General features: G+C 61.3%; 25 protein-coding genes, 1 tRNA gene and 2 pseudogenes. 17 read left to right on the top strand and 11 right to left on the bottom strand.

The genetic code is table 11. The features are described 5' to 3' along the window. Positions 1-27: 27 nt before the first annotated feature. Together AC0V7N_RS23960 and rpiA are read right to left on the bottom strand one after the other, a co-directional pair. Positions 28-666, bottom strand: a complete 639-nt coding sequence (locus tag AC0V7N_RS23960) for a DUF2059 domain-containing protein (protein WP_475450794.1) — start codon at positions 664-666, stop codon at positions 28-30. Then, positions 653-1,384, bottom strand: coding sequence for a ribose-5-phosphate isomerase RpiA (gene rpiA / locus AC0V7N_RS23955; protein WP_475450793.1), 732 nt, complete (start codon positions 1,382-1,384; stop codon positions 653-655). Before rpiA ends, AC0V7N_RS23960 begins: the two co-directional genes overlap by 14 nt. A gap of 173 nt (positions 1,385-1,557) precedes the next feature. On the opposite strand from rpiA, the gene AC0V7N_RS23950 reads away from it, so the two are divergent. Continuing rightward, a complete protein-coding gene (locus AC0V7N_RS23950; protein WP_475450792.1) occupies positions 1,558-2,244 on the top strand; it encodes a phosphoglycolate phosphatase in 687 nt (228 codons plus the stop codon). A gap of 138 nt (positions 2,245-2,382) precedes the next feature. After that, a tRNA-Val gene (locus AC0V7N_RS23945) sits at positions 2,383-2,457 on the top strand. Between the two features lie 470 nt (positions 2,458-2,927). On the opposite strand, the gene AC0V7N_RS23940 is transcribed toward AC0V7N_RS23945, so the two are convergent. The 3 genes from AC0V7N_RS23940 to AC0V7N_RS23930 form a co-directional block, all read right to left on the bottom strand. Next, entirely contained in the window at positions 2,928-3,578 is a 651-nt protein-coding gene (locus AC0V7N_RS23940) for a hypothetical protein (protein WP_475450791.1), read from the bottom strand. 23 nt (positions 3,579-3,601) lie between these two features. Then, the gene (locus AC0V7N_RS23935; protein WP_475450790.1) at positions 3,602-4,126 is read right to left on the bottom strand and encodes a COG3904 family protein; all 525 of its coding nucleotides are present in this window, start codon (positions 4,124-4,126) and stop codon (positions 3,602-3,604) included. A 173-nt stretch (positions 4,127-4,299) separates the two neighbouring features. After that, on the bottom strand, positions 4,300-4,914 hold the full coding sequence (locus tag AC0V7N_RS23930; protein WP_475450789.1) for a hypothetical protein: 615 nt from the start codon (positions 4,912-4,914) through the stop codon (positions 4,300-4,302). Positions 4,915-5,011: 97 nt separating this feature from the next. On the opposite strand from AC0V7N_RS23930, the gene AC0V7N_RS23925 reads away from it, so the two are divergent. Both AC0V7N_RS23925 and AC0V7N_RS23920 read left to right on the top strand, forming a co-directional pair. Beyond that, the gene (locus tag AC0V7N_RS23925; RefSeq protein WP_475450788.1) at positions 5,012-5,362 is read left to right on the top strand and encodes a transposase; all 351 of its coding nucleotides are present in this window, start codon (positions 5,012-5,014) and stop codon (positions 5,360-5,362) included. Next, positions 5,311-6,159 carry an IS3 family transposase gene (locus AC0V7N_RS23920; protein ID WP_475460463.1) on the top strand — a complete coding sequence of 283 codons (849 nt, stop codon included), beginning with the start codon at positions 5,311-5,313 and terminating at the stop codon, positions 6,157-6,159. Before AC0V7N_RS23925 ends, AC0V7N_RS23920 begins: the two co-directional genes overlap by 52 nt. Positions 6,160-6,590: 431 nt before the next feature. Here the strand turns inward: AC0V7N_RS23920 and AC0V7N_RS23915 are convergent, their stop codons facing one another. Beyond that, the gene (locus tag AC0V7N_RS23915) at positions 6,591-6,863 is read right to left on the bottom strand and encodes a hypothetical protein (protein ID WP_475450787.1); all 273 of its coding nucleotides are present in this window, start codon (positions 6,861-6,863) and stop codon (positions 6,591-6,593) included. A gap of 185 nt (positions 6,864-7,048) precedes the next feature. Between AC0V7N_RS23915 and AC0V7N_RS23910 the strand changes: the two genes are divergently transcribed. From AC0V7N_RS23910 to AC0V7N_RS23900, 3 genes are all read left to right on the top strand, one after another. Next, complete coding sequence (locus AC0V7N_RS23910; protein ID WP_475450786.1) at positions 7,049-7,306, top strand: PepSY domain-containing protein; 258 nt, start codon at positions 7,049-7,051, stop codon at positions 7,304-7,306. 160 nt (positions 7,307-7,466) lie between these two features. Next, complete coding sequence (locus tag AC0V7N_RS23905) at positions 7,467-8,207, top strand: lysozyme inhibitor LprI family protein (protein WP_496627302.1); 741 nt, start codon at positions 7,467-7,469, stop codon at positions 8,205-8,207. 121 nt (positions 8,208-8,328) lie between these two features. Next, positions 8,329-8,805, top strand: coding sequence for a hypothetical protein (locus AC0V7N_RS23900; RefSeq protein ID WP_475450784.1), 477 nt, complete (start codon positions 8,329-8,331; stop codon positions 8,803-8,805). A gap of 3 nt (positions 8,806-8,808) precedes the next feature. Here AC0V7N_RS23900 and AC0V7N_RS23895 read toward each other — a convergent pair whose 3' ends face one another. Both AC0V7N_RS23895 and AC0V7N_RS23890 read right to left on the bottom strand, forming a co-directional pair. Then, a complete protein-coding gene (locus AC0V7N_RS23895; protein ID WP_496627301.1) occupies positions 8,809-10,701 on the bottom strand; it encodes a L,D-transpeptidase scaffold domain-containing protein in 1,893 nt (630 codons plus the stop codon). Between the two features lie 210 nt (positions 10,702-10,911). Next, a complete protein-coding gene (locus AC0V7N_RS23890; RefSeq protein ID WP_475450783.1) occupies positions 10,912-11,658 on the bottom strand; it encodes a 3-oxoacyl-ACP reductase family protein in 747 nt (248 codons plus the stop codon). Between the two features lie 100 nt (positions 11,659-11,758). Here AC0V7N_RS23890 and AC0V7N_RS23885 point away from each other — a divergent pair, with 100 nt between their 5' ends. Both AC0V7N_RS23885 and AC0V7N_RS23880 read left to right on the top strand, forming a co-directional pair. Then, positions 11,759-12,373, top strand: a complete 615-nt coding sequence (locus AC0V7N_RS23885; protein ID WP_475450782.1) for a TetR/AcrR family transcriptional regulator — start codon at positions 11,759-11,761, stop codon at positions 12,371-12,373. Between the two features lie 57 nt (positions 12,374-12,430). Further along, positions 12,431-12,826, top strand: coding sequence for a rhodanese-like domain-containing protein (locus AC0V7N_RS23880; protein WP_475450781.1), 396 nt, complete (start codon positions 12,431-12,433; stop codon positions 12,824-12,826). 12 nt (positions 12,827-12,838) lie between these two features. On the opposite strand, the pseudogene AC0V7N_RS23875 reads toward AC0V7N_RS23880, so the two are convergent. Next, a pseudogene (locus tag AC0V7N_RS23875) lies at positions 12,839-13,750 on the bottom strand (alpha/beta hydrolase). 47 nt (positions 13,751-13,797) lie between these two features. Here AC0V7N_RS23875 and AC0V7N_RS23870 point away from each other — a divergent pair. Beyond that, positions 13,798-14,250 carry a MarR family winged helix-turn-helix transcriptional regulator gene (locus AC0V7N_RS23870; RefSeq protein ID WP_027028975.1) on the top strand — a complete coding sequence of 151 codons (453 nt, stop codon included), beginning with the start codon at positions 13,798-13,800 and terminating at the stop codon, positions 14,248-14,250. Positions 14,251-14,266: 16 nt separating this feature from the next. On the opposite strand, the pseudogene AC0V7N_RS23865 reads toward AC0V7N_RS23870, so the two are convergent. Both AC0V7N_RS23865 and AC0V7N_RS23860 read right to left on the bottom strand, forming a co-directional pair. Further along, positions 14,267-14,877 (bottom strand): annotated as a pseudogene (locus AC0V7N_RS23865) (pyridoxamine 5'-phosphate oxidase family protein). 190 nt (positions 14,878-15,067) lie between these two features. Beyond that, positions 15,068-15,421 carry a gamma-butyrobetaine hydroxylase family protein gene (locus tag AC0V7N_RS23860; protein WP_027045107.1) on the bottom strand — a complete coding sequence of 118 codons (354 nt, stop codon included), beginning with the start codon at positions 15,419-15,421 and terminating at the stop codon, positions 15,068-15,070. A gap of 191 nt (positions 15,422-15,612) precedes the next feature. Between AC0V7N_RS23860 and moaA the strand changes: the two genes are divergently transcribed. The 7 genes from moaA to mobB all read left to right on the top strand — a co-directional run bounded on the left by moaA (position 15,613) and on the right by mobB (position 19,891). Then, positions 15,613-16,608 carry a GTP 3',8-cyclase MoaA gene (moaA, locus tag AC0V7N_RS23855; protein ID WP_475450780.1) on the top strand — a complete coding sequence of 332 codons (996 nt, stop codon included), beginning with the start codon at positions 15,613-15,615 and terminating at the stop codon, positions 16,606-16,608. Positions 16,609-16,666: 58 nt separating this feature from the next. Beyond that, complete coding sequence (locus AC0V7N_RS23850) at positions 16,667-16,996, top strand: hypothetical protein (protein WP_496627300.1); 330 nt, start codon at positions 16,667-16,669, stop codon at positions 16,994-16,996. Beyond that, positions 16,993-17,139: a hypothetical protein gene (locus AC0V7N_RS23845; RefSeq protein ID WP_496627299.1), complete on the top strand. Its 147-nt coding sequence runs from the start codon at positions 16,993-16,995 to the stop codon at positions 17,137-17,139. The genes AC0V7N_RS23850 and AC0V7N_RS23845 overlap by 4 nt, the downstream gene beginning before the upstream one ends. Positions 17,140-17,257: 118 nt before the next feature. Further along, on the top strand, positions 17,258-17,617 hold the full coding sequence (locus AC0V7N_RS23840; RefSeq protein WP_095200205.1) for a hypothetical protein: 360 nt from the start codon (positions 17,258-17,260) through the stop codon (positions 17,615-17,617). Positions 17,618-17,799: 182 nt separating this feature from the next. Then, a complete protein-coding gene (locus tag AC0V7N_RS23835) occupies positions 17,800-18,720 on the top strand; it encodes a DMT family transporter (RefSeq protein WP_475450778.1) in 921 nt (306 codons plus the stop codon). Positions 18,721-18,764: 44 nt separating this feature from the next. Next, positions 18,765-19,391, top strand: coding sequence for a molybdenum cofactor guanylyltransferase MobA (mobA, locus tag AC0V7N_RS23830; RefSeq protein ID WP_496627298.1), 627 nt, complete (start codon positions 18,765-18,767; stop codon positions 19,389-19,391). After that, complete coding sequence (mobB, locus tag AC0V7N_RS23825; RefSeq protein ID WP_475450777.1) at positions 19,388-19,891, top strand: molybdopterin-guanine dinucleotide biosynthesis protein B; 504 nt, start codon at positions 19,388-19,390, stop codon at positions 19,889-19,891. Before mobA ends, mobB begins: the two co-directional genes overlap by 4 nt. Positions 19,892-19,962: the final 71 nt, after the last annotated feature.

The following is a 19,962-nucleotide window of genomic DNA, read 5'->3' as shown; positions in this document are numbered from 1 at the left end:
CGCAAAGCCGCATTTGAAAACGCAGGATCAGTTCTGCGTGCCGTCGGCGGGAGCCGAACCGTCGGCGGGCGCGGCGCCATCAGCCGGAGCCGCGCCATCTGCCGGAGCCGCATTGTCGGCCGGAGCGGCGCCATCAGCGGGTGCAGGCGCGGCCTTTGCCGCGGCCTTGGCGGCCGCTGCCAGCGTTTCGCCGACCTGCTGGGCGAGATCGCGGCCGACGCCGTTTTGCCAGATGTCGGCTGCCTTGACCAAATCACGTGTCACGGTCGGGCCGCTGTCGAGCAGCTTCTTGCCGGCGTCGGAGCTGTAGAAGGCGGCGATGTCGTTGAGTTCCTTTTCGGAAAACACCTTCGCATAGGCAAGGGCCGCTTCCTTCTCGAGATCGGCGCGGCGCGCGGCCATCGCCATCGCCTTCTCGTTGATCGTCTTGCCGATCAGCTCCTGCATGTCCGGGTTCTTCTGGATGAGCTGCGATTCGAGCGCGGCGGCCGCCTGCGGCAGGATGCTGTCGAACGGATCTGTCGCATGGATCGCCGCGACCGCCGCCCGGGCAGCCTTCAGGTGCGAGTCGGTGACGTCCTGCGAAAATGCCGGCGAGGAGAAGGCGAAAACGGCCGAAGCCGCCAGAACGACGCAAAGGCCGCGTACCCGGTTATGCAACATCATGATCGGTAGAACTCCCTGGTTTTCGGGCGGCATGGACGGTTTGGATACCGTCGCCGCCGGCGATGATGGCCGCTGACGCCAGCCCGATGAAAAGACCATGCTCGACCACGCCCGGAATGGCATGGAGAGCATTCGAAAGCGCTCTTGTATCCGGAATGCGGCCAAAAGATGCATCGAGGATAAAATGGCCGCCGTCTGTAACAAAAGCCTGGCCTCCCGTCATCCTCAATGTAATCGGACCGGAAAGACCGAGTTTTGCAGCCGCCTTGGCTATCGCGATCTCGGTGGCGCGCAGGCCGAACTGGTTGACTTCGATCGGCAGCGGAAAACGGCCGAGTGTCTCGACCATCTTCGACCTGTCGGCAATGACGATCATGCGTTGCGAGGCCGCGGCCACGATCTTCTCGCGCAGCAGCGCGCCGCCGCCGCCCTTGATCAGGGTCAGCTCCGGGTCGACCTCGTCGGCGCCGTCGACGGTGAGATCGAGCTCGGGCGTTTGCTCCAATGTCGACAATGGCACGCCAAGCTCGCGGCAAAGTGCGGCGGTGCGCTCCGAAGTCGGCACGCCAATGACAGTCATGCCGGTGGCGACTTTGTCGGCAAGCAGTCGCACGAACTCTTCCGCCGTGGTGCCGGTGCCGATGCCGAGCCGCATGCCGTCGCTGACATGGGCAAGGGCCGCCCTTGCGGCCTCGACCTTCAACTGTCTTGCATCCATGCCGCTTTGCTGCCCCGGGGAACCTTGTGGTTCGGGCTCCTAGCATTTTTGCCGGCCGGGTCAAAGCCTTTGACCGTGATCAAAGCCTTTGGGCGCCTGTCCACCGCTCTGCTTGCCTTGACGCGCCGCAGCCGCTATCGCCTGCCGATGCACAAACCTGCGCAGGATGGATCATGACTCGCCCGATCATCGTGTTCGACCTCGACGGAACGCTGATTGATACGGCGCCGGACCTGCTCGACAGCCTAAACCACAGCCTGGCCGCCAGCGAACTCCAGGCCGTCGACGAAGCCGGCTTCAAGCGATTCGTCGGCCATGGCGGCCGGGTGATGATCGAGCGCGCACACGCCGCCCAGCAGCGCTCGCTCGATGTCGCCGAGCACGACCGACTGCTAAAACTGTTCCTCGATCACTACACCGACAACATTCCCGGCAAATCCCGCCCCTACCCCGGTGTCATCGAGGCGATCGCGCGCTTCGAGAAGGCAGGCTATCTCCTGGCCATCTGCACCAACAAATACGAGGCCAACTCGCTGGCGCTGATCGAAGCGCTCGGCCTGACCAAACATTTCGCGGCAATCGCCGGCCAGGACACCTTCGCCTTCCGTAAGCCCGACCCGCGCCACCTGACCGAAACCATCAAGCTGGCCGGCGGCGATCCGCACCGCGCGCTGATGGTCGGCGATTCGCAAACCGACATAGACACCGCCAAGGCCGCCGGCATTCCGGTGGTGGCCGTCGATTTTGGTTACACCGACCGCCATGTCCGCGAATTCGAACCCTCGGCGGTGATCTCGCACTTCGATGCGCTGACCGTCGATCTGGCAGAAAAGCTAATCAAGGCCGCGGCAGGACACTGATCCGATGCGGCCGGGGTCGCTCCGGAAACAAACTCGAAAGTGCGGCAATCCGATCCACGGAAGAACGCCAGACAGCGCCTTGACTAAACCGGCCGGCCTCCCTTATATCGCGGCTCGCTTGGCCTTCGGGCAACGAGCGGGCGATTAGCTCAGCGGGAGAGCACACCCTTCACACGGGTGGGGTCGCAGGTTCAATCCCTGCATCGCCCACCATCTAACCCTGGTGAAATGGTTGGATGATTTATTCAGCAGCGATTTTTCTGATTTCGGTCGCTGGCGTGCAATTGGCACGCAAGGCTTCCACACCGGCAAGACCCTTCGGCAATTCGGCATATCAGCCGACCCGCTTGACCGGCTTCGAACTGCGGCAAGTGACACCCCGGCCCCGGCAGTTCGACACAAACCGCCGTCACCAGCTTTCCAGCGCGTCCGCTGCACCCTTGAGGTATGCCGGGTCGTAGGCCGTATAGGTCTCGGTCTGGCCGGGCGACGGCGACCGAGCTGGGTTGACGTATCCCACTCGCTTACCCTTTCGCGGCGCATCCAGCGCGTGGCGGTATGCCGGAGGCAGTAGAAGGTTACCGGTCATCAAGACCTGAGGCACATCACGCGCCGCATGCCACGCGGTACGGACGCTCGATACCGGCTCAAAGCGGCCGAACTGGCAATAGAAACCTGTCCCGTCACTGTATGCAGTTCCGTAAGGTCAGTTGTATGAGCGGACCGGCATTCGGGAACGAAACCGTGAGCATTTGCTGGAGGTCGTACGCATAATGGGGGACAAACTTGCCCTCTCCGTCCACGGCTGTGATCGTTGACGCCTCTGCGAGATCTCCTACCGACAACCCCTCCAGCGCCCAAGCTGTGGCAAGCATGTGAACACTGTTGGCGTTCGTTGCCGATTTCAATCCTGCAAGCTTGGGATGCACCGTGACATTCAGTCCGAGGTCGTTGGTGACTTTGAAGTCAATGTTATTTGCCACCGCACCCTGCATGGCGCTTTCATAGTCGAACCTGTCGGTGATGATAGCGGCCAGATACGGCGTCGCCGATTTGCCACGACAGTACAATCTAAACTTGGTCGGCGTGGCGAGGTTCGCGAAAACACCTTTTACGTGTTCGACCTCAAGCGCGGCACCACGGGCGCCGAATGGGATTATCTTGGGGGCGGAGTATTGGTCGACGGTGTTATCGACGCCAAATTTTTTGATTTCGTCCTCAGAGAGCCAATGAACCTCGACGGGAGGCGTCGACTGGGCCAGAACGGCATACTCCGGGTCGATACCCATGCTGACCACATAATCGAGAATGATGGCTGTGAATATTTGATCCATTGAGCGGTCGACGGCCGTAGCTGTCAACTCAAGGGGTTTTCGACCGACTTCGGCGAATAGTGTTGGTGGACCCCTAGCTTGCCCGTATTGCTTACATAACGCTTGTTACCGCCCAGGATTGCGTAGGCGCACGACGAAGCGCATACCCCTGCGGTGGGGTTGTCCGAGCGTACGATGTCATTGCTGATTTCCCCGGTAGTCTTGCCGATTGAGGTATCAAGGCCCCACTGCCGGATCAGGCGTCCGATCTTCAACGCCTCAATAACGTCACCGCCATTGGAATTGAAGTAGACGGTAAGAGGCCTCGATTTGTCTGGACCATGGAACCTCTTTTGCAGATATTCAAGGAACGCTTCAGAAGAGCCGCTGACGATCGTCCCTTCAGCAAGAATCCATTCGCAGGTGCCGCAATTACCGCCGTTGTATGCGTCATGGAAAGTGATGTCCTGGTCCTCAGACCAATCGAAAGGGGCGTCCTGTCCAAAGGCTGTGCGATCTGCGAATAGCGCAGAGCCCAGGATTAGTGCGGTGATAAGCCAGCGTCTCACTTTTTCCCCCCACAAACAACAGTCACGAATAGCTCACCATCAGTTAGCGGCTTTGACAACCGTGCTGCCGAGATGGGAACGGCTGACAGAGGCGGCGAAACTTACTACGTGCTCGATCGCTGCAAAGGCAGCGGTTGGGAGAAGTGGCGGAATAAGGTGAAGCGCTAGCTTGCTTACCCCAACGTGCCTTCAGCTCGAATGCGCAACGCGAACTTGGGCCGTATTTTTGTAATGTCGGCACTTGTGATCCGGCCGTCACCGATCGGACACCGGAACAGCTCAAGGAAGAAGCGGTAACTGGTCCATTCTGTACGATCATATAGGTTTAGCCGCTTGCTGCCGACAATTTTGTTTGCCGAACTCGTTCTAAGCCCCGCCTTGTCGTAGACAAACACGAACGCCGAGCTGGTGAACTTTAGCATTTTCTGACATTGGATTTTCAGTTCCGCGTCGTGCGCCGTCGTCATATTTTGATAAGGCCCAATCCGCTTAGCCTGAATGAGGACACCCTTGGAGTAGTCTTGCTCGGGTGTGTGGAGTTCAACGTGAAGGAGTATGTCGGCACCATACTTACCTTCCTCGCCCTTCCTCCTGTGTGTCAGTATGGCAGTATCAAATTTCAGCCCTCCGACCTGAAAATCCTTCATGCGCTCCCGCAGTGCCCCGACGAGATCGCCCGTCAAGTCATCCTCATGCTTGACGTGACCAAGCGCCAACTGTTGCATTGAATCTGTCGAGACTTGGTCGGCTCTATGGGCAATCTTCGCCATCGCTTCGTCAAAAGTCACGATAATCTCTCCCCCAGAAGTGGAGTGCGCCCCTCGGAGCGGACAGATTGACTAAGCAGAATTGACTTGGAAGCCGGGCTTTCGAAGGATGGAAGCCATGACTACACATCGCGCGCACAGCATCGAGTTCAAACGTCAGGTAGTGCAAGAGTTCCTCTCCGGTGAGACGCTTCATGGTCTGGCCAGGCGGCACGAACTAGCGCGTAACCTGATCCGTATCTGGGTCCAGAAATACGAGGCCGGCGCCTTCGACGAGGATGTAGCGGCGGCCGAGACGATGCAGACCTATGAGGCTCGGATCGCCGCGCTGGAGCGGCTGGTAGGCCGGCAAGCCTTGGAAATCGAGTTTCTAAAGGGGGCTCTGAAAAGCGCACCACGTCCCAGAAGCGGACCTACATCCGTGATCACCGGCCCCGCGGTGTCTCCATCGCTGAAGGATGCCGGCTGATGGGGATCGCGCGATCAACCTACTACGATCAGCCCGAAACCGCCGTGGATGACACAGCGCTCGTCGAGACGATGGGTGAGATCTCCGACAGCTTCGAAGCCTACGGCTATCGCCGCATGCAGGCGGCGCTGCGGCAGAGCGGCATTGTCGTGAACCACAAGAAGGTCAGACGATTGATGCGCGAGCATGATCTGCAGCCCAGGATCAGGCGACGCTTCATCGCCACCACGGACAGCAATCATGAATTGCCGATCTTCCCGAACCTGGCGAAGGACGTGACACTCCATGGCCCGAACCGGCTTTGGGTAAGCGACATAACCTACGTGGCGATTGCGGCAGGCTTCGTCTACGTCGCGGTCATCTTGGATGCCTGGTCCCGCAAGGTCGTTGGTTACGCCATCGGCCGGTCGATCGACGCGCGCTTGACCGTTGCAGCATTGAAGGCGGCAATCGAACGGCGAAAGCCGCCGCCGGGCTGCGTCCATCACTCGGATCGAGGCGCGCAATATGCCGCGCTCCTCTATCGCAAGCTTCTCGCCGAGCACGATCTTATTGGATCGATGGGTCGGCGCGGCAATCCCTACGATAATGCCAAAGCGGAAAGCTTCATGAAGACGATGAAGGTCGAAGCCATCTATCCGATGGCCTATGAAACCTTCACCGACGTCGCTGAGGACCTTCCCCGCTTCATTGATGAGGTTTACAACACTCGCCGATTGCACTCAGCGCTCGGCTATCTCAGCCCGCAACAGTTCGAAGACCAACACGCCCGGAAGATGGTCAAAACCGCCGCTTGATCCTGTCCGCTCCGAGGGGCGCACTCCAAAGGCCATTTCAATTGATAGCGATTCGCACAGAGCTGCGAATCGCAGATGTAACAGAAGTTCTCGTAATCAGCCCCCTACATCCTGGGAATAGACCTTGGCACTAAGACTGGCGTAGCGAGGGTTTTCACAGATGGTACGGTATCAAACATCTTGTGAAGTATGAGAACGACCTGTAATCGCGTATGTGCGGCGTGGCGGGTATCATCAAACTCAACGCCACCTCAAATTGCCTCGCCTTCCAAGAGTGCTGTTAGCCCCCACCAAATAGCTTCTACTTAGCTGGCGCGGCTAGATAACATGAGCAAGGCCTAAGAAAAGCGGCGGCCAGGAAGTCAAGGGCTGGCTGCGCCAGGATGCTCGCCATTTCCCTTGCTGAAATTGCACTCCAAGTCGGAATCGCCTCAACAACTACAGCTCGCCCCTTCCCCACCAAAATTCCTTTGAGCGAAATTCAACGCGCTGCTGTAGCTCGTATAGCTCTGGAACTGGCAGACGTTGGAGCCGTTACGCACCTTCATCTGCTCCAGATCCCAGAACGACACCTCGATACGGTCGTCGGCGCAGTAGACCGTGTAGCGTTCGGGTTCCAGTGCTCTGGCGTTCTGCACGGGCATGGAAACGGCCGGGATGGCAAGCACTGACAGTGCAAGCATGACGACGTGACGTGTGCGCATATGGACCCCCAAGTGAACCGCCAGCACTATGGCTAGGAATAGTGAAGCGGCGCACCGTGGTTTTTTGACGGACGGCTTTTCCTCTGGCCGGCTGCAAATCGGCGGGTTGGATGGTCCCGCATTCCAGATGCGGAACCAACCGCCGCGCCAGCGAGTTTCTCTGCGTCGAAACTTGAGGGAAAGCCATGTCCAGATTTCTGCTGGCGACCAGCGTCGCCGTTCTTCTCGCCGCCGGGCCGGCCTTTGCCGCGGATGAAGCGCCGCTGCCGCCGCAAAATGCCAAGAAGCTGTCGGAGATCCTCGCCAAGGTCGAGCAGCGCGACGGCTTTCGCTACGTCAAAGAGGTCGACTGGGACAAGGATGCCTACGTCGTCACCTACTACACATCGGACAAGGCAAAGGTCGAAATCACCTATGATCCGGTGACGGCCGAGCCCAAATAAGGGCCGCCGGAAGACGTCTTCCATTCGACGAATAAGCCCGTTTGTCCGGGCGTGTTCGATGGCCGACCGGACGTGCCGCAAAATGTCCATTGTTGGAGTATGATATCCATGCATGGCGCGGGGCAGCGCCTTGGGTAATCCTGTGGGCTTGGGGGCATGCATGCGATTTTCCGTTCGAACCGATGTCATGCTGGTGCTTGCCACCATTCTGGCCGGCAGCGTCCTTGGGGCCGCTCCGGCGCGGGCCGAGGGGCCATCCTTCGATTGCGCCAAGGCAAGCCTGCCGGCGGAGAAAGCCATCTGTGCCGATCCGCAGTTGTCGGCCATCGATCTGCTGGTTGCCAAGGCCTACAAGGATTTCGAGCCGGCCTTCGGCGGCGACAAGCGCAAGATCGCCCGCGGGCTGATTGCCGACCGCAACGCCTGCAAGAGCGACACCGCCTGCATCGTCAGCGCGCTGAACAACGCCTTGCAGACCTACGGCAATGCGCCGTCCTGGGTGCAGGATTATAACATCGCGCTGATCGGCAAGAAGGCGCTGGATGCGGCCGCACGCAACCCCGGCAACAAGGATCAGCCCCTGCCCTCGGCCGTCGGGCAATGCGCGACCACGCATATCAAGACGCTGACCACGCGGCTTGGCGACGACCCGCTGGAAACGGCCTCGCCTGAGGGAGGCAGCGCCGCCACCTTCACCAATGGCGGCGGGTCCGTGTCCTATGATCGCGAGCCTGGCCTCGCCGCCTCGAAGGTCGGCGAACCCGTCGAGATGTGCCTGATCGCGATTCCCAGGGACTGCCCCAAGGACGATGACCGCGGCCGGGTTTTTTACGCCCTGGACCTCGTCGCAAAAGGAAGTTGGGCTCTGCCGGACTCCGAACATCTGTGCGGCGGCGCCTGATCGGCCCTGCTTCATGTTCCACGAAGGCCCGCCAAAACCGCATCGCTCGGGGCCTCCTCTTGCGCCGGATCGGCTTTGATGGCTGATTGGAACAGTTGACTGCGCCGCGTGGGGGATTGGCATGGCGACGGCTAAGCATGTGTTGAAGCGCATATTGATGATGTTAGCCGGCTATCTCGTCGCCTTGCTGGTCGGCCTGGTCGCCGTGGTGGCGATCTACGCCGCGCTCAGTTCCCTGCCAAACGCGCCGGAGTATTTCGGCGTCATGAGCCTCTCGCCGATCGCGGTCCTGGTGGTGCCACCGCTCGGCATGTTCATCTATTTTCTGACGATTGTGGTGACCGGACTGCAGACGCTGATCTTCGCGCTCATTGCCGAATCCTTTTCGCTGCGCAATGTCCTGCTGCACATGTTTTTCGGCGCCGCTTCCGCGGTGGGCGGCTTTGCCCTGATGTGGCCGAGTTCGCCGGAAGACATGAATCCGGAGCGATGGGCCGACATCGGCATCATCGCTGCCGCCGGCCTCGTCGCCGGCTTGATCTACTGGCTGATCGCCGGGCGGGAGGCGGGTTTCCGCCGCCCGCTGTCGCAACTCTGACGATTAGCTAGACGGCGAACGGACCGCCTCGGTGGCGTCCAAGGCCTGCTTCAGCCGCGAATCGCGGTCGTAGACGTCATTGAAATACTCGACCTTGCCGGACATGTCGGGCCAGGCGGTGAAATAGGCGACATAGACCGGGATCTTGCGCGTCACATCCTCGGTCGAATGTCCGTGCTTCAGCTTCTCGGCGATATAGTCGACCGAGGTGCCAAGCACCGCCGCCGCCATGCCGCGCGGATCCTGCAGGCGCACGCAGCCATGGCTGAGCGCCCGCATATCCTGCTTGAAGAACGATTTCTGCGGCGTGTCGTGCATGTAGATCGCGTGCTTGTTGGGGAACAGGATCTTCAACTCGCCCAGCGCATTGGCCTCGCTCGGCTGCTGGCGCACATTGTAGGGAATGTTGGCGCCATAAGCGCCCCAGTTGACCGCCGACGACGGAATGCGCTTGCCGCGCGCATCCGTCACCTCGTAGCCGGCGCGGTCGAGATAGCCGGGATCATTGCGCAACCGGGGCAGCATCTCGTTGACGATGATCGACTGCGGCACGCCCCAATAGGGATGGAAGTCGACCTGCTTGATCTGGTCGTAGAAGAATGCCGTCTGGTTGGTGACCCGACCGACGACGGCGCGTGTCTTCAGCTTCTCCTCGCCATTGTCGATGTAGCTGGCGGTGAACGCCGGCTGGTTGATGAAGACGCGCGGGCTGCCGAGATCGGAAGGCAGCCAGCGCAGTTCCTCCAGCGCCACCTGCACCTTGAGCAGCCTGTCGGCCTTCGACGTGCCGGCCAACAAGGCGACCGTGCGCGGACCGATGACGCCGTCGCCTTTCATGCCTTCTTTCACCTGCACGGCCTTGATCAGCGGAACCAGTTCTGGAACGTAGACCTCGCTGGTGGCCAGCCGCGACAAGAGCTCGCCATAGGTGCCGCCCATGTCGTCATCGAGACTGCGTGCGATCAGCGTCAGCAGCTTCGGCAGTTCCGGGCTGGTTTCGCCCGGCTTCAGCAGCAGCTTGGGATCGACGACGATCTCGTTTTCGGCACTGGCCTGCAGCGATTCCAGCTCGACGCGCAGCGCCTGATATTCGGCATTCTGCGGATGCCGCGATTTGAGATAGGTGCGCACTTCCTGCGTATGCGCCAATGTCTTCAGCACGCCGACCATATCGAGCGGCTTGGCCGGGAAATCATAGTAGCCGGTCATCCGGTTGGGATCGACGCGGCCGTTCTGGGCATCACGGGCATAGCGCAGCACCCGGGCCGACAGCGCCATCTCGAAGCGGACGAACTCTTTCAGTTGCGCATTGGCGTCGGCCGACGACGCGCTGGTGGCAGGCACTTCGACCGTATAGTCGGCGGGCGTCAGGCCATAGCTAGCTGCCTCGCCAAGCACCCGCACCGCGTCCTGAGCGCGGCTGTTGGGGCTGGTTCCATTCACCCAGATGAAGTCCGGATTGGCCGAGTAGTAGGCGATCAGCGCCTTGGCGATGTCGGGCTCGGCATAGAGTTCATAGTCGCTGAGACCGGCAATGGCGTCGTGGAAAGCAGCCCCTGTTGCCGACGGAACGAACGCGGCGTCCTGCGCCGTCGCCGTCGCCGGCTGCGGTGCCGCGGACAGCGTCGAGAAGTCGACGCGCACCAGTCTGTCGGCCTTGTAGGTGTAGTAGGACGGGCTGCTGATCTTTACGCCGCCACCTCCGCCGCCGGCCGGGGCTTTGGGTCTGTGCTTTGGTGGCGGGGGCGGAAACTCGCCCTGCGGCTGGTGCTTGATGCCGCCGCCGAACAGCATGTCGAAGAGCCCTTGCGCACCTGCCTGGGGCGCGCCCAGGGCGAGCGTTGCCGCGATCGCCATCAGCGGCATTGCGGTTGCATTTTTACCGAGGAATTTCATGGATCACCCGCTCCGGTCGCAACCGGTTCCCGTTCCGCACGCTAGACCGTCTCGCTCACCGCATGGCGGATGTAAGGCGTGACTATACCGATTCATACCGATTTCGTTAAGCTTTCATAAATTTCAGAAAGCCTGTTGCAGAACGGTTTCACAACATCGTGACGGCTGGAGCGAGGGTGTTTCGCTCCAGCCCGAAGAACTCCTCAAAAATCAGGCGTTGGCGCCGCCATCGATGGTCAGTGCGGCGCCGGTCACGAAACGCCCTTCCGGACCGGCAAGCCAGGCAACCATGCCGGCAATGTCGTCGGCCTTGCCGAATCGCGGGGTCGCCATCTTCTGGCGCTGGTGTTCGGCATGCGGCCCGTCCGCCGGGTTCATATCGGTATCGGTCGAGCCGGGATGGACGACATTGGCGGTGATGCCGCGCGGACCGAGGTCGCGTGCGAGAGCCTTGGTCAAACCAACCAGCGCCGCCTTGCTGGCGGAATAGGCGCCAAGGCTGGTGTCGGTGACGCGTTCGGCGAGATTGCTGCCGATCGAGATGATCCTGCCGCCCTCGCCCATATGCGCCGCTGCCGCTTTCGAGGCGATGAACGGAGCTCGCAGATTGACCGACATGGTCTCGTCGAAATCGGCAAGCGACAGCGTATCGATGGGGGCCGCGCGCCAGATGCCGGCACTGTTGACCAGAATATCCAGTCGGCCGAATGCGACGACGGTGTCATCCACGGCCTTGTCTATTGCCTCGGCATCGCGGTTGTCGGCCTTGATCGCGATGGCGCGGCGGCCCTTGGCCTCTATCTCGGCGACGACCGAGCGGGCCTGTTCCTCGCCATGCACATAGGTCAGCGCAACATCGGCGCCGTCGGCCGCCAAGCGCCGGGCAATCGCCGCCCCGATGCCGCGACTGCCGCCGGTAACGAGCGCCACCTTGCCGTTCAAATTGCTGGAAGACATTGGTTTCTCCATTTGTGTAGTGATCGATACATAAATACCTGTCAGGCTTGTCCGGTCGCGTCCACTGATTTATGTATCGACCAACACAGAAAAGAGTGCTATGTCGGAAAGAGGCCGCCCCCGCACCTTCGATCGAACCGCAGCCTTGCGGCGCGCGATGGACGTGTTTTGGGCCAAGGGTTACGAAGGCGCGTCGATCAGCGACCTCGCCGCCGCAATGGGCATCAATTCGCCCAGCCTTTACGCCGCCTATGGCAGCAAGGAGGCGCTGTTCCTCGAGGCTACGGATTTCTATTCGCGCGTCGAAGGCCCGGATATCTGGCTGGCGCTGGATGAGGCGCCGACCGCGCGGCTGGCGATCGAGCTTTTCTTGAGCCGCACCGCCAAGGCCTATTCGCAGACCGATCGTCCGCAAGGCTGCCTGATCACGCTTGGCGCGCTGCATCAGGATTCAACCAGCGGCCTGATCTGCGCTGACCTGCGCCGCCGCCGCGCCGAGAACCATTCTGCTTTGCGCAAGCGCCTCGAGCGGGCTGTTGCCGAAGGCGAATTGCCTGCCGACCTCGACTGCGGTGCTGTGGCGACCTTCTACGCCACGGTGCAGCACGGCATGTCGATCCAGGCGCGCGACGGCGCTTCGTGCACCGCGCTGATGGCGACTGTCACTGGCGCGATGGCTGCCTGGCAGACGCTGGCGGGAACCGACAAAGCGTGACAAACGCCAGCCATTGTGGTGGAAATTCAGACATGCGCCGTCGGGAGGAACAAGCCTGTGAAAAAGGGGTATCGCGAACTGCTGGACGAGGCCAACGCCGAGATCGAAGTGGTTTCACCGGAGGAAGCCGCAGGGCTGCTCGATGACGAAGGCACGATCTTCGTCGACTTGCGCGATCCGCGCGAGGTAGAGCGCGACGGGAAAATACCCGGCGCCAAACATGTCACCCGCGGCATGCTGGAATTCTGGATCGATCCCGACAGCCCCTACCACAAGCCGTTCTTCGCTTCGGGCAAGAGTTTTGTTTTCTTCTGCGCCGGCGGCTGGCGCTCGGCGCTGGCCACCAAGACGGCGCAGGATATGGGACTTGCACCGGTCAAGCACATCCTTGGCGGCTACACTGCCTGGAAGGCGGCCGGACTGCCCGTCGAGCCCGGCGAGAAGAAGAAATAGCTTAGACCGCGCTTAATGCAGCAGCGATGGCTCACGGTGCTCCGCGACGAAGGCAACGGCGCGTGCGACCACACCCTTGTCCGCCAGAATGCGGCGGTGACCGAGCCCATCGGCCCAGTGCAGCCGCACATGGCCGCCGGCCCCAGCGTAGCGTTTCGCGTGCTCGGCCGGCACTTCGCGATCGTCCGGCGCGTGGATCACCAGGGTCGGCACGGGCGCCTGGGCAAGCTGGCGGTCGCCGGTGAATTCATGCAGCGGCCGGCCGGACAAATGTTGGACACGGTCCGCCATGGCGATTTGCGAGCGCGGACCGACATTGAGCAAGCGGCTGAAGTCGGCAAAGATCGCCGGCAAGGAGCTGGGTGCCGCGATCAGCACAAGGCGCCCGGCGGCAAGCGGCGGAATGTTCTTGACCGAACCCGCAATGGCGTTGGCGGCAACGGCGCCACCGAAGGAATGACCCACCGCCGCGACAAACGGGCCGAACCATTAGCCGGCGACCCGTACAGCCTCGACAGCATTGACCATGTTCAGGTGTCGGCCCTGCGAATGGCCATGGCCGGGCAGGTCAAGGGAAACGACCCTGTAGCCGGCCGCCCGATAGGCCTCGATCAAGGCGCGCATATATTCGGTGCGCGAACGCCAGCCATGAACGACAAGCACGGTGCCGAGAGCCGCCCTGCCCGGCTCCGGCCGGAATTCGTGCACCATGACGCAACCGGTAGCGGTCCTCAGTCGATGATGGCGCGCCTCGGTCATGAACTCCGCGGCGCGGCCGATGGCGCGGCGCTCGCCGTCGGTCAGCGCCTTGGCGCTCGGCGTACGGCAGAACAGTTCGAAAGCCGCGCGCCCGGTGATGCGTGGCGCAATATGTTCGGCCGCACCAAATACGCTCCGGATGACCTTCAGCCCGATTGATGCCATAGTGAGAATCCATCCATACGTTCAAGCATGAACATAATAGTTCAAAGATGAACAATAAACAAGAGCTACCCTGGGACAACCCGCGTTTTCGCAACTGGGTCGCGGTGGCGCGCGCCTGCCATGTGCTGGAGCGCACGCTGGCGGTGAAACTCGCGCCGCTCGACCTGAAGCCGGCGCAGCTCGACGTGCTGATGAACCTCTACCGCCATCCCGGCATGTCGCAGCACGACCTCGCCCGTAAGCTGCTCGTCGGCCGCTCCAACATCACCATGCTGTTGCCGCAGCTGGAGACGCGCGGCCTGCTGCGCCGCGAAGGCGATGAGAAGGACAAGCGCATCCTGCGGCTCGCCTTGACCGAAGCCGGCGAGGCGCTGCTGATGCAGGCGCTGAAAGTGCATATGGCGCTGATCGAGAAGGCGATGAGCCAGTCGACGCCGGAACAGTGCGACATGATCGGCGAACAGATGCGCAAGATTTACGATGTGCTGAAGGAAGCGTGACTGCCCTTTCGGTCACTCACCACATCGTCTTCTTCGCCCGCTCCGGCCATTCCTTGTCGTAGACCTCGCCGTCGATGTTCTTGCGGCTGGTGATTTCCAGGATTTTTCCGGGCGTCGGCAGCGATTTCGGGTCGACATGTTGGCCGGATTCCAAAGTTCCGACCGCACGATGGCGCGGGCGCACTGGAAGTAGACCGAATCGACATCGATGACGGTCACCGAACGCGCCGCCTTGCCGTCGACCATGAAGGACACGCAAAGTTCGGCGTCGGTGGTGATATGCGCCCGGCCGTTGATGCGCAGCGTCGTGCCGGAGCCCGGCACCAGGAACAGCAGCCCGACGCGCGGATCCCTGATGATGTTTTTGAGCGAATCGGCGCGATTGTTGCCGCGCCGGTCCGGCATCATCAGCGTCTTCGGATCAACGATACGCACGAAGCCGGCGAGATCGCCGCGCGGCGAACAATCCAGGCCCTCCGGGCCGCTGGTGGCAAGCGCAACGAAAGGCGAAGCCTCGATGAAGGCGGCATATTCGGGAATGACGTGGTCGAGTTCCTTGACCAGCGAGGCTTCGCCTGGAGCGCCGTAGAGCGCTTCGAGCTGTTCGACCGTGGTGATGAGCGACATCTCTTCCGTCTCCGAACCTTTGCCGGCGCTACTCCACATCGATGACGTTTTGACGACAGCGACGGGATCAGAGCATGATCCCGAAAAGTGGGAACCGGTTTTCTCGGACAAACGGTTTTCGTTTGTCCAGAGATCATGCTCCAACAAAAAGCTAGATCAGGATGACGATTAAACCAAACGTCATTCTGATCTAGCGATCGCGGCTCAATCCCTTTTCCGCAAGCTCCGCCAGATAGGCATTCCAGCGCTCATCCTTCTCGTGGCCGAGCGTGTGCAGGTAGTTCCAGGTGAAAATGCCGGTGTCATGGAAATCGTCGAAGGTGATGCGCACCGCGTAGTTGCCGACCGGCTCGATCTTCAGGATCGCCACATTGCGCTTGCCGGGAACCGTCACCCGCTGTTCGGGCGAATGACCCTGCACCTCGGCCGATGGCGAGGCAACGCGCAACAGTTCCGCCGGCAATTCGAACGGGTGGTGATTGGGAAAGGTGACCGACAGCAGTTTGCGGTCCTTGGAGACCCTGAGTTCTTTTGGTGCGGTCATGCTGTTTGATCCCGTATCGATTGCCTTCCCTACGCCGCTTCGCGAAAGGGGAAAAGTCCCGATGAGGCCGACCGACACACGGTGTCGGCTCCGGGATGTTACCAAAGATCGAGACACGGTATCTTGAATGGTGGGCTGCTTCGTATCACATAGCAGTATATAACGAAGCGGCCACGGGAAGCGCTTGAAGCATGGACATGATCGACCCCTTCGGTCGCACGATCAATTACCTGCGCGTGTCGGTCACCGACCGCTGCGATTTCCGTTGCACCTATTGCATGGCCGAGGACATGACCTTCCTGCCGAAGAAGGACCTGTTGTCGCTGGAAGAGCTGGACCGGCTCTGCACCGTCTTCATCGAAAAAGGTGTCAAAAGGCTGCGCCTCACCGGTGGTGAGCCGCTGGTGCGCAAGAACATCATGCATCTGGTGCGCCAGTTGTCGCGCCATCTCGAAAGCGGCGCGCTGGAAGAACTGACGCTGACCACCAACGGTTCGCAGCTGTCGCGCTTCGCCGCCGAACTCGCCGATTGCGGCGTCAAGCGCATCAACGTCTCGCTCGACACGCTCGATGCCGACAAGTTCCACCAGATCACCCGCTGGGGCCATCTCGGCAAGGTCATGGATGGCATCGATGCCGCTCAGGCGGCCGGGCTGAAGGTCAAGCTCAACGCGGTGGCGCTGAAGGATTTCAACGACGCCGAACTGCCCGACATGATGCGCTGGGCGCATGGCCGCGGCATGGACCTCACCGTCATCGAAACCATGCCGATGGGCGAGATCGACGCCGACCGCACCGACCAGTATCTGCCGCTGTCGCTGCTGCGCGCTTCGCTGGAGCGCCAGTTCACGCTGACCGACATTCCCTTCAAGACCGGCGGCCCTGCCCGCTATGTCCACGTCGCCGAGACCGGCGGCAAGCTCGGCTTCATCACGCCGATGACTCATAATTTCTGCGAGAGCTGCAACCGCGTCCGGCTGACCTGCACCGGCACGCTCTATATGTGCCTCGGCCAGGAAGATGCGGCCGATCTGCGCGCGCCCTTGCGCGCATCCGAAGGCAACGAACTGGTCGCCGACGCGATCGACGAGGCCATCGGCCGCAAGCCGAAAGGCCATGACTTCATCATCGACCGCCGCACCAGCCGTCCCTCGGTGTCACGGCATATGAGCGTCACGGGCGGCTGATTTCTCCGCCAATCCGTGCAAGGATTGCCTTCCGGTCATCGGCTTTGGGGGGCAGCAAATGCGGCGGCTTTTTTCAACAATGGCGGCTTTCGCGATGATTGCAGCCAGCAGCGCGATCGCCGCGCCGTCCACCTATGTGAACGAGCGCTTCGGCACCGTCTGCACCTTTCCAGATGAGATATTCACCGATCGTCAGCCTGAGCCCGACAATGGCGACGGACAAGTGTGGCTGAGCGCGGATGGCGCCAACCTCACCTGCTCCGGCATCCTCAACGTCGATGATGACACGCCGAAAGGCTTTGTCGCCGATGAAAAGGCAAGCAAGGAACCCGGCTACTCATCACCTACAGCAAGGTCGGCAAGAACTGGGCGGTGCTGTCGGGGATGAAGGATGGAAAGATCTTTTACGAGCGGCGTCTGTTCGGCAGGGATGGCGTCATCCGCACGGTCTGGATCGATTACCCGCCTGCCCTGAAATCGAAATACGACCCTCTGGTCGGCGCTATCGCCGGCAACCTCAAGGGGCCATGAGCATTTTCGGTCACATCCCAGAAAAAGTCTGATCCGCAAACGGTTGCCCGATTTACCGCCAGCATGTTCCGGCCTAGCTTTCCCCGCAGCGGAATCGTCGCTCACAGGGGAATACGTCATGCGCAAACTCATTCTTTCTCTTGCATTGCTTGGCCTCACGGCCCTGCCCGCCGCAGCTCAGTCGATCGGCGGCACCTATACCGTCGCCGGCACCAATTTCGACGGATCGAAATATGATGGCGAAGCCACCATCACGCTGACCAGCGGGACGACCTGCGCGATCCACTGGGAGACCGGCGGTTCTTCGTCCGACGGCATTTGCATGCGCAACGACGATGCGTTCTCCGCCGGCTATGTCATGGGCAAGGATATCGGCCTCGTCGTCTACAAGGTCGAGGATGACGGGTCGCTGCATGGTCTGTGGACCATCGCCGGCAAGGAAGGCAACGGCACCGAGATACTGACGCCGAAGAAATAGACATCGCCGCGGCTGTACAGTTTCCGGGAGGCGGAGCCGCCTCCCGACCGGATCCGTGCCGAATCCAGGATGTGATTTCACGTCGGCGATGCCGAATGCCCCGGTCCTGGCCCAGCCCTTTGCCGTTGCTGTTTCGTGGCGGGCTGTTACAGGCTTGCTTGCCCAAGCAACCGGTAGATGTCTTGCCCCTTTCTCCAAATCTTCGCGGCGCGTTGTTCATGATGGTGGCGATGGTTGGCTTCACGCTCAACGACGCCATCACCAAATATTCTTCGCAGTCGATGAACATGGCCCAGGTCATGCTGATCAGAGGGGCATTTGCCTCGCTCTTCGTCGGCCTGCTGGCCTGGCAACGTGGCGCGCTTTTGCGGCCGCGCCTGATGCTGCAGCCGCTGGTGGCAATCCGCGTCCTGGGCGAAGCAGGCGGCACCGTGTCCTTCCTCGTGGCGCTTGCCCATTTGCCGATCGGCAGTGTGTCAGCCGTTCTTCAGGCGCTGCCGCTGGCTGTGACGATGGGGGCCGCGCTGTTTTTCGGCGAAGCGGTCGGCTGGCGGCGCTGGCTGGCGATCGCCATCGGTTTTGCCGGCGTGATGGTGATCGTGCGGCCGGGCTTCGACGGCTTCAGCCTATATTCCCTTTGGGCGCTGGCCAGCGTCGCCTGCTGCACCGTGCGCGACCTCGCCACCAAGCGCATCCCCCAGACCATACCGACGATGCTGGTCTCGACGGCCACCGCATTGGCAATGACCATCGTCGGCGCGGTGCTGTTGTCGCCGATGGGGGGTTGGACGCCGATGACCGGCAAGAGCACCGCCCTGCTTGCGCTGGCGGCGGTGCTCGTGCTCATCGGCTATCAATTCATCATCATGGCAATGCGCTCGGGCGAAATCTCCTTCATCGCGCCGTTCCGCTACACGGCACTCCTCTGGTCCATCCTGCTTGGCTTGTTCGTCTTCGGCGACATACCGGACATGCCGATGATTGTCGGGGCAACAATCGTTGTCTGCTCGGGTCTCTATGCGCTGTATCGTGAGCGGGTCGTCGGCCGGCGAAGGATCGTCGCCGAAACCATCGGGCCGGCCATGGCGCCGGATGGAATCTAGGAAGTCGCTTGCGATTTCCGGCGGCTGGCATACAGGCTCGATGCATGAGACGAGATATTGCAGGAATCGTCCTGGCTGGCGGCCAGTCAAGGCGGATGGGAGGCGGCGACAAGAGCCTGTTGCCGCTTGGCGGCGGCAGCGTGCTTGACCAGGTCCTGTCGCGCTTTGCCCCACAGATTGAAACCCTGGCGCTGAGCGCCAATGGCGATCCGGCACGCTTTGCCCGTTTCGGACTGCCCGTGCTTGCCGATACCGTCGAAGGCTTTGCCGGGCCGCTTGCGGGAATTCTGACCGGCCTCGAATGGGCCGCTACCGGCACGCCGTGCAAGGCGATCGCCACCGCTGCCGGCGACACGCCTTTCCTGCCGCTCGATCTCGTCGACCGCCTGGCGGCGGCCGCCGGCCGACATCCCGGTTCGATCGCCGTCGCTTCCTCGGTCGGCAGGCTACATCCGACCTTTGCATTGTGGCCGACCGATTGCCGCGACGCCTTGCGGCATTTCCTGGTCGATGAGGATAACAGGCGGGTGTCAACCTTCATCGAGCGCCATGGCCATGTCGAGGTGGAATTCCCGGTCCCGCAATCCGCGGGGCTCGATCCTTTCTTCAACATCAATGTGCCGGACGATCTTGCCGAGGCCCTGCGCCTGTTGCAGAGCATGACATCATGAGCATCTTCGGCATCACCGGCTGGAAAAACTCCGGCAAGACCACACTGACCGAAAAGCTGGTCGCCGAGCTCGTGCGGCGCGGCTGGAGGGTCTCGACGGTCAAACACGCCCATCATGATTTCGACATCGACAAGCCCGGCGCCGACAGCTTCCGCCATCGGCAGGCCGGCGCCACCGAGGTTGCGATCGTGTCCGGCAATCGCTGGGCGCTGATGCACGAATTGCGCGGCGAGGATGAGCCGCCGCTGGAGGGCATCCTCTCGCGACTCGCCCCATGCGATATCGTGCTGGTCGAAGGCTACAAGCGCCAATCCCACCGCAAGATCGAAACGCGGCGGCTGGAGGCGAAGGACCGCACGCCGCTTTCGGCTGACGATCCCAACATTATCGCCATCGCCGCGGATTTCGCCGTCACGGACGAGAGCCTGCCGGTGTTCGACCTCGACGACGTAAAATCGATAGTCGACTTCATCGAGCGCACCACCGGCCTCGTTGCTTGAGATGTAACCTAACGGCAGAACCGCATTACCGATTTCGGTGGTTTTGCAGTTGCTTTTTTCTTGGAAAGAGT

The sequence above is a fragment of the Mesorhizobium kamtschaticum genome (assembly GCF_056174585.1).
This window is presented reverse-complemented; position numbering and strand designations above follow the sequence as displayed.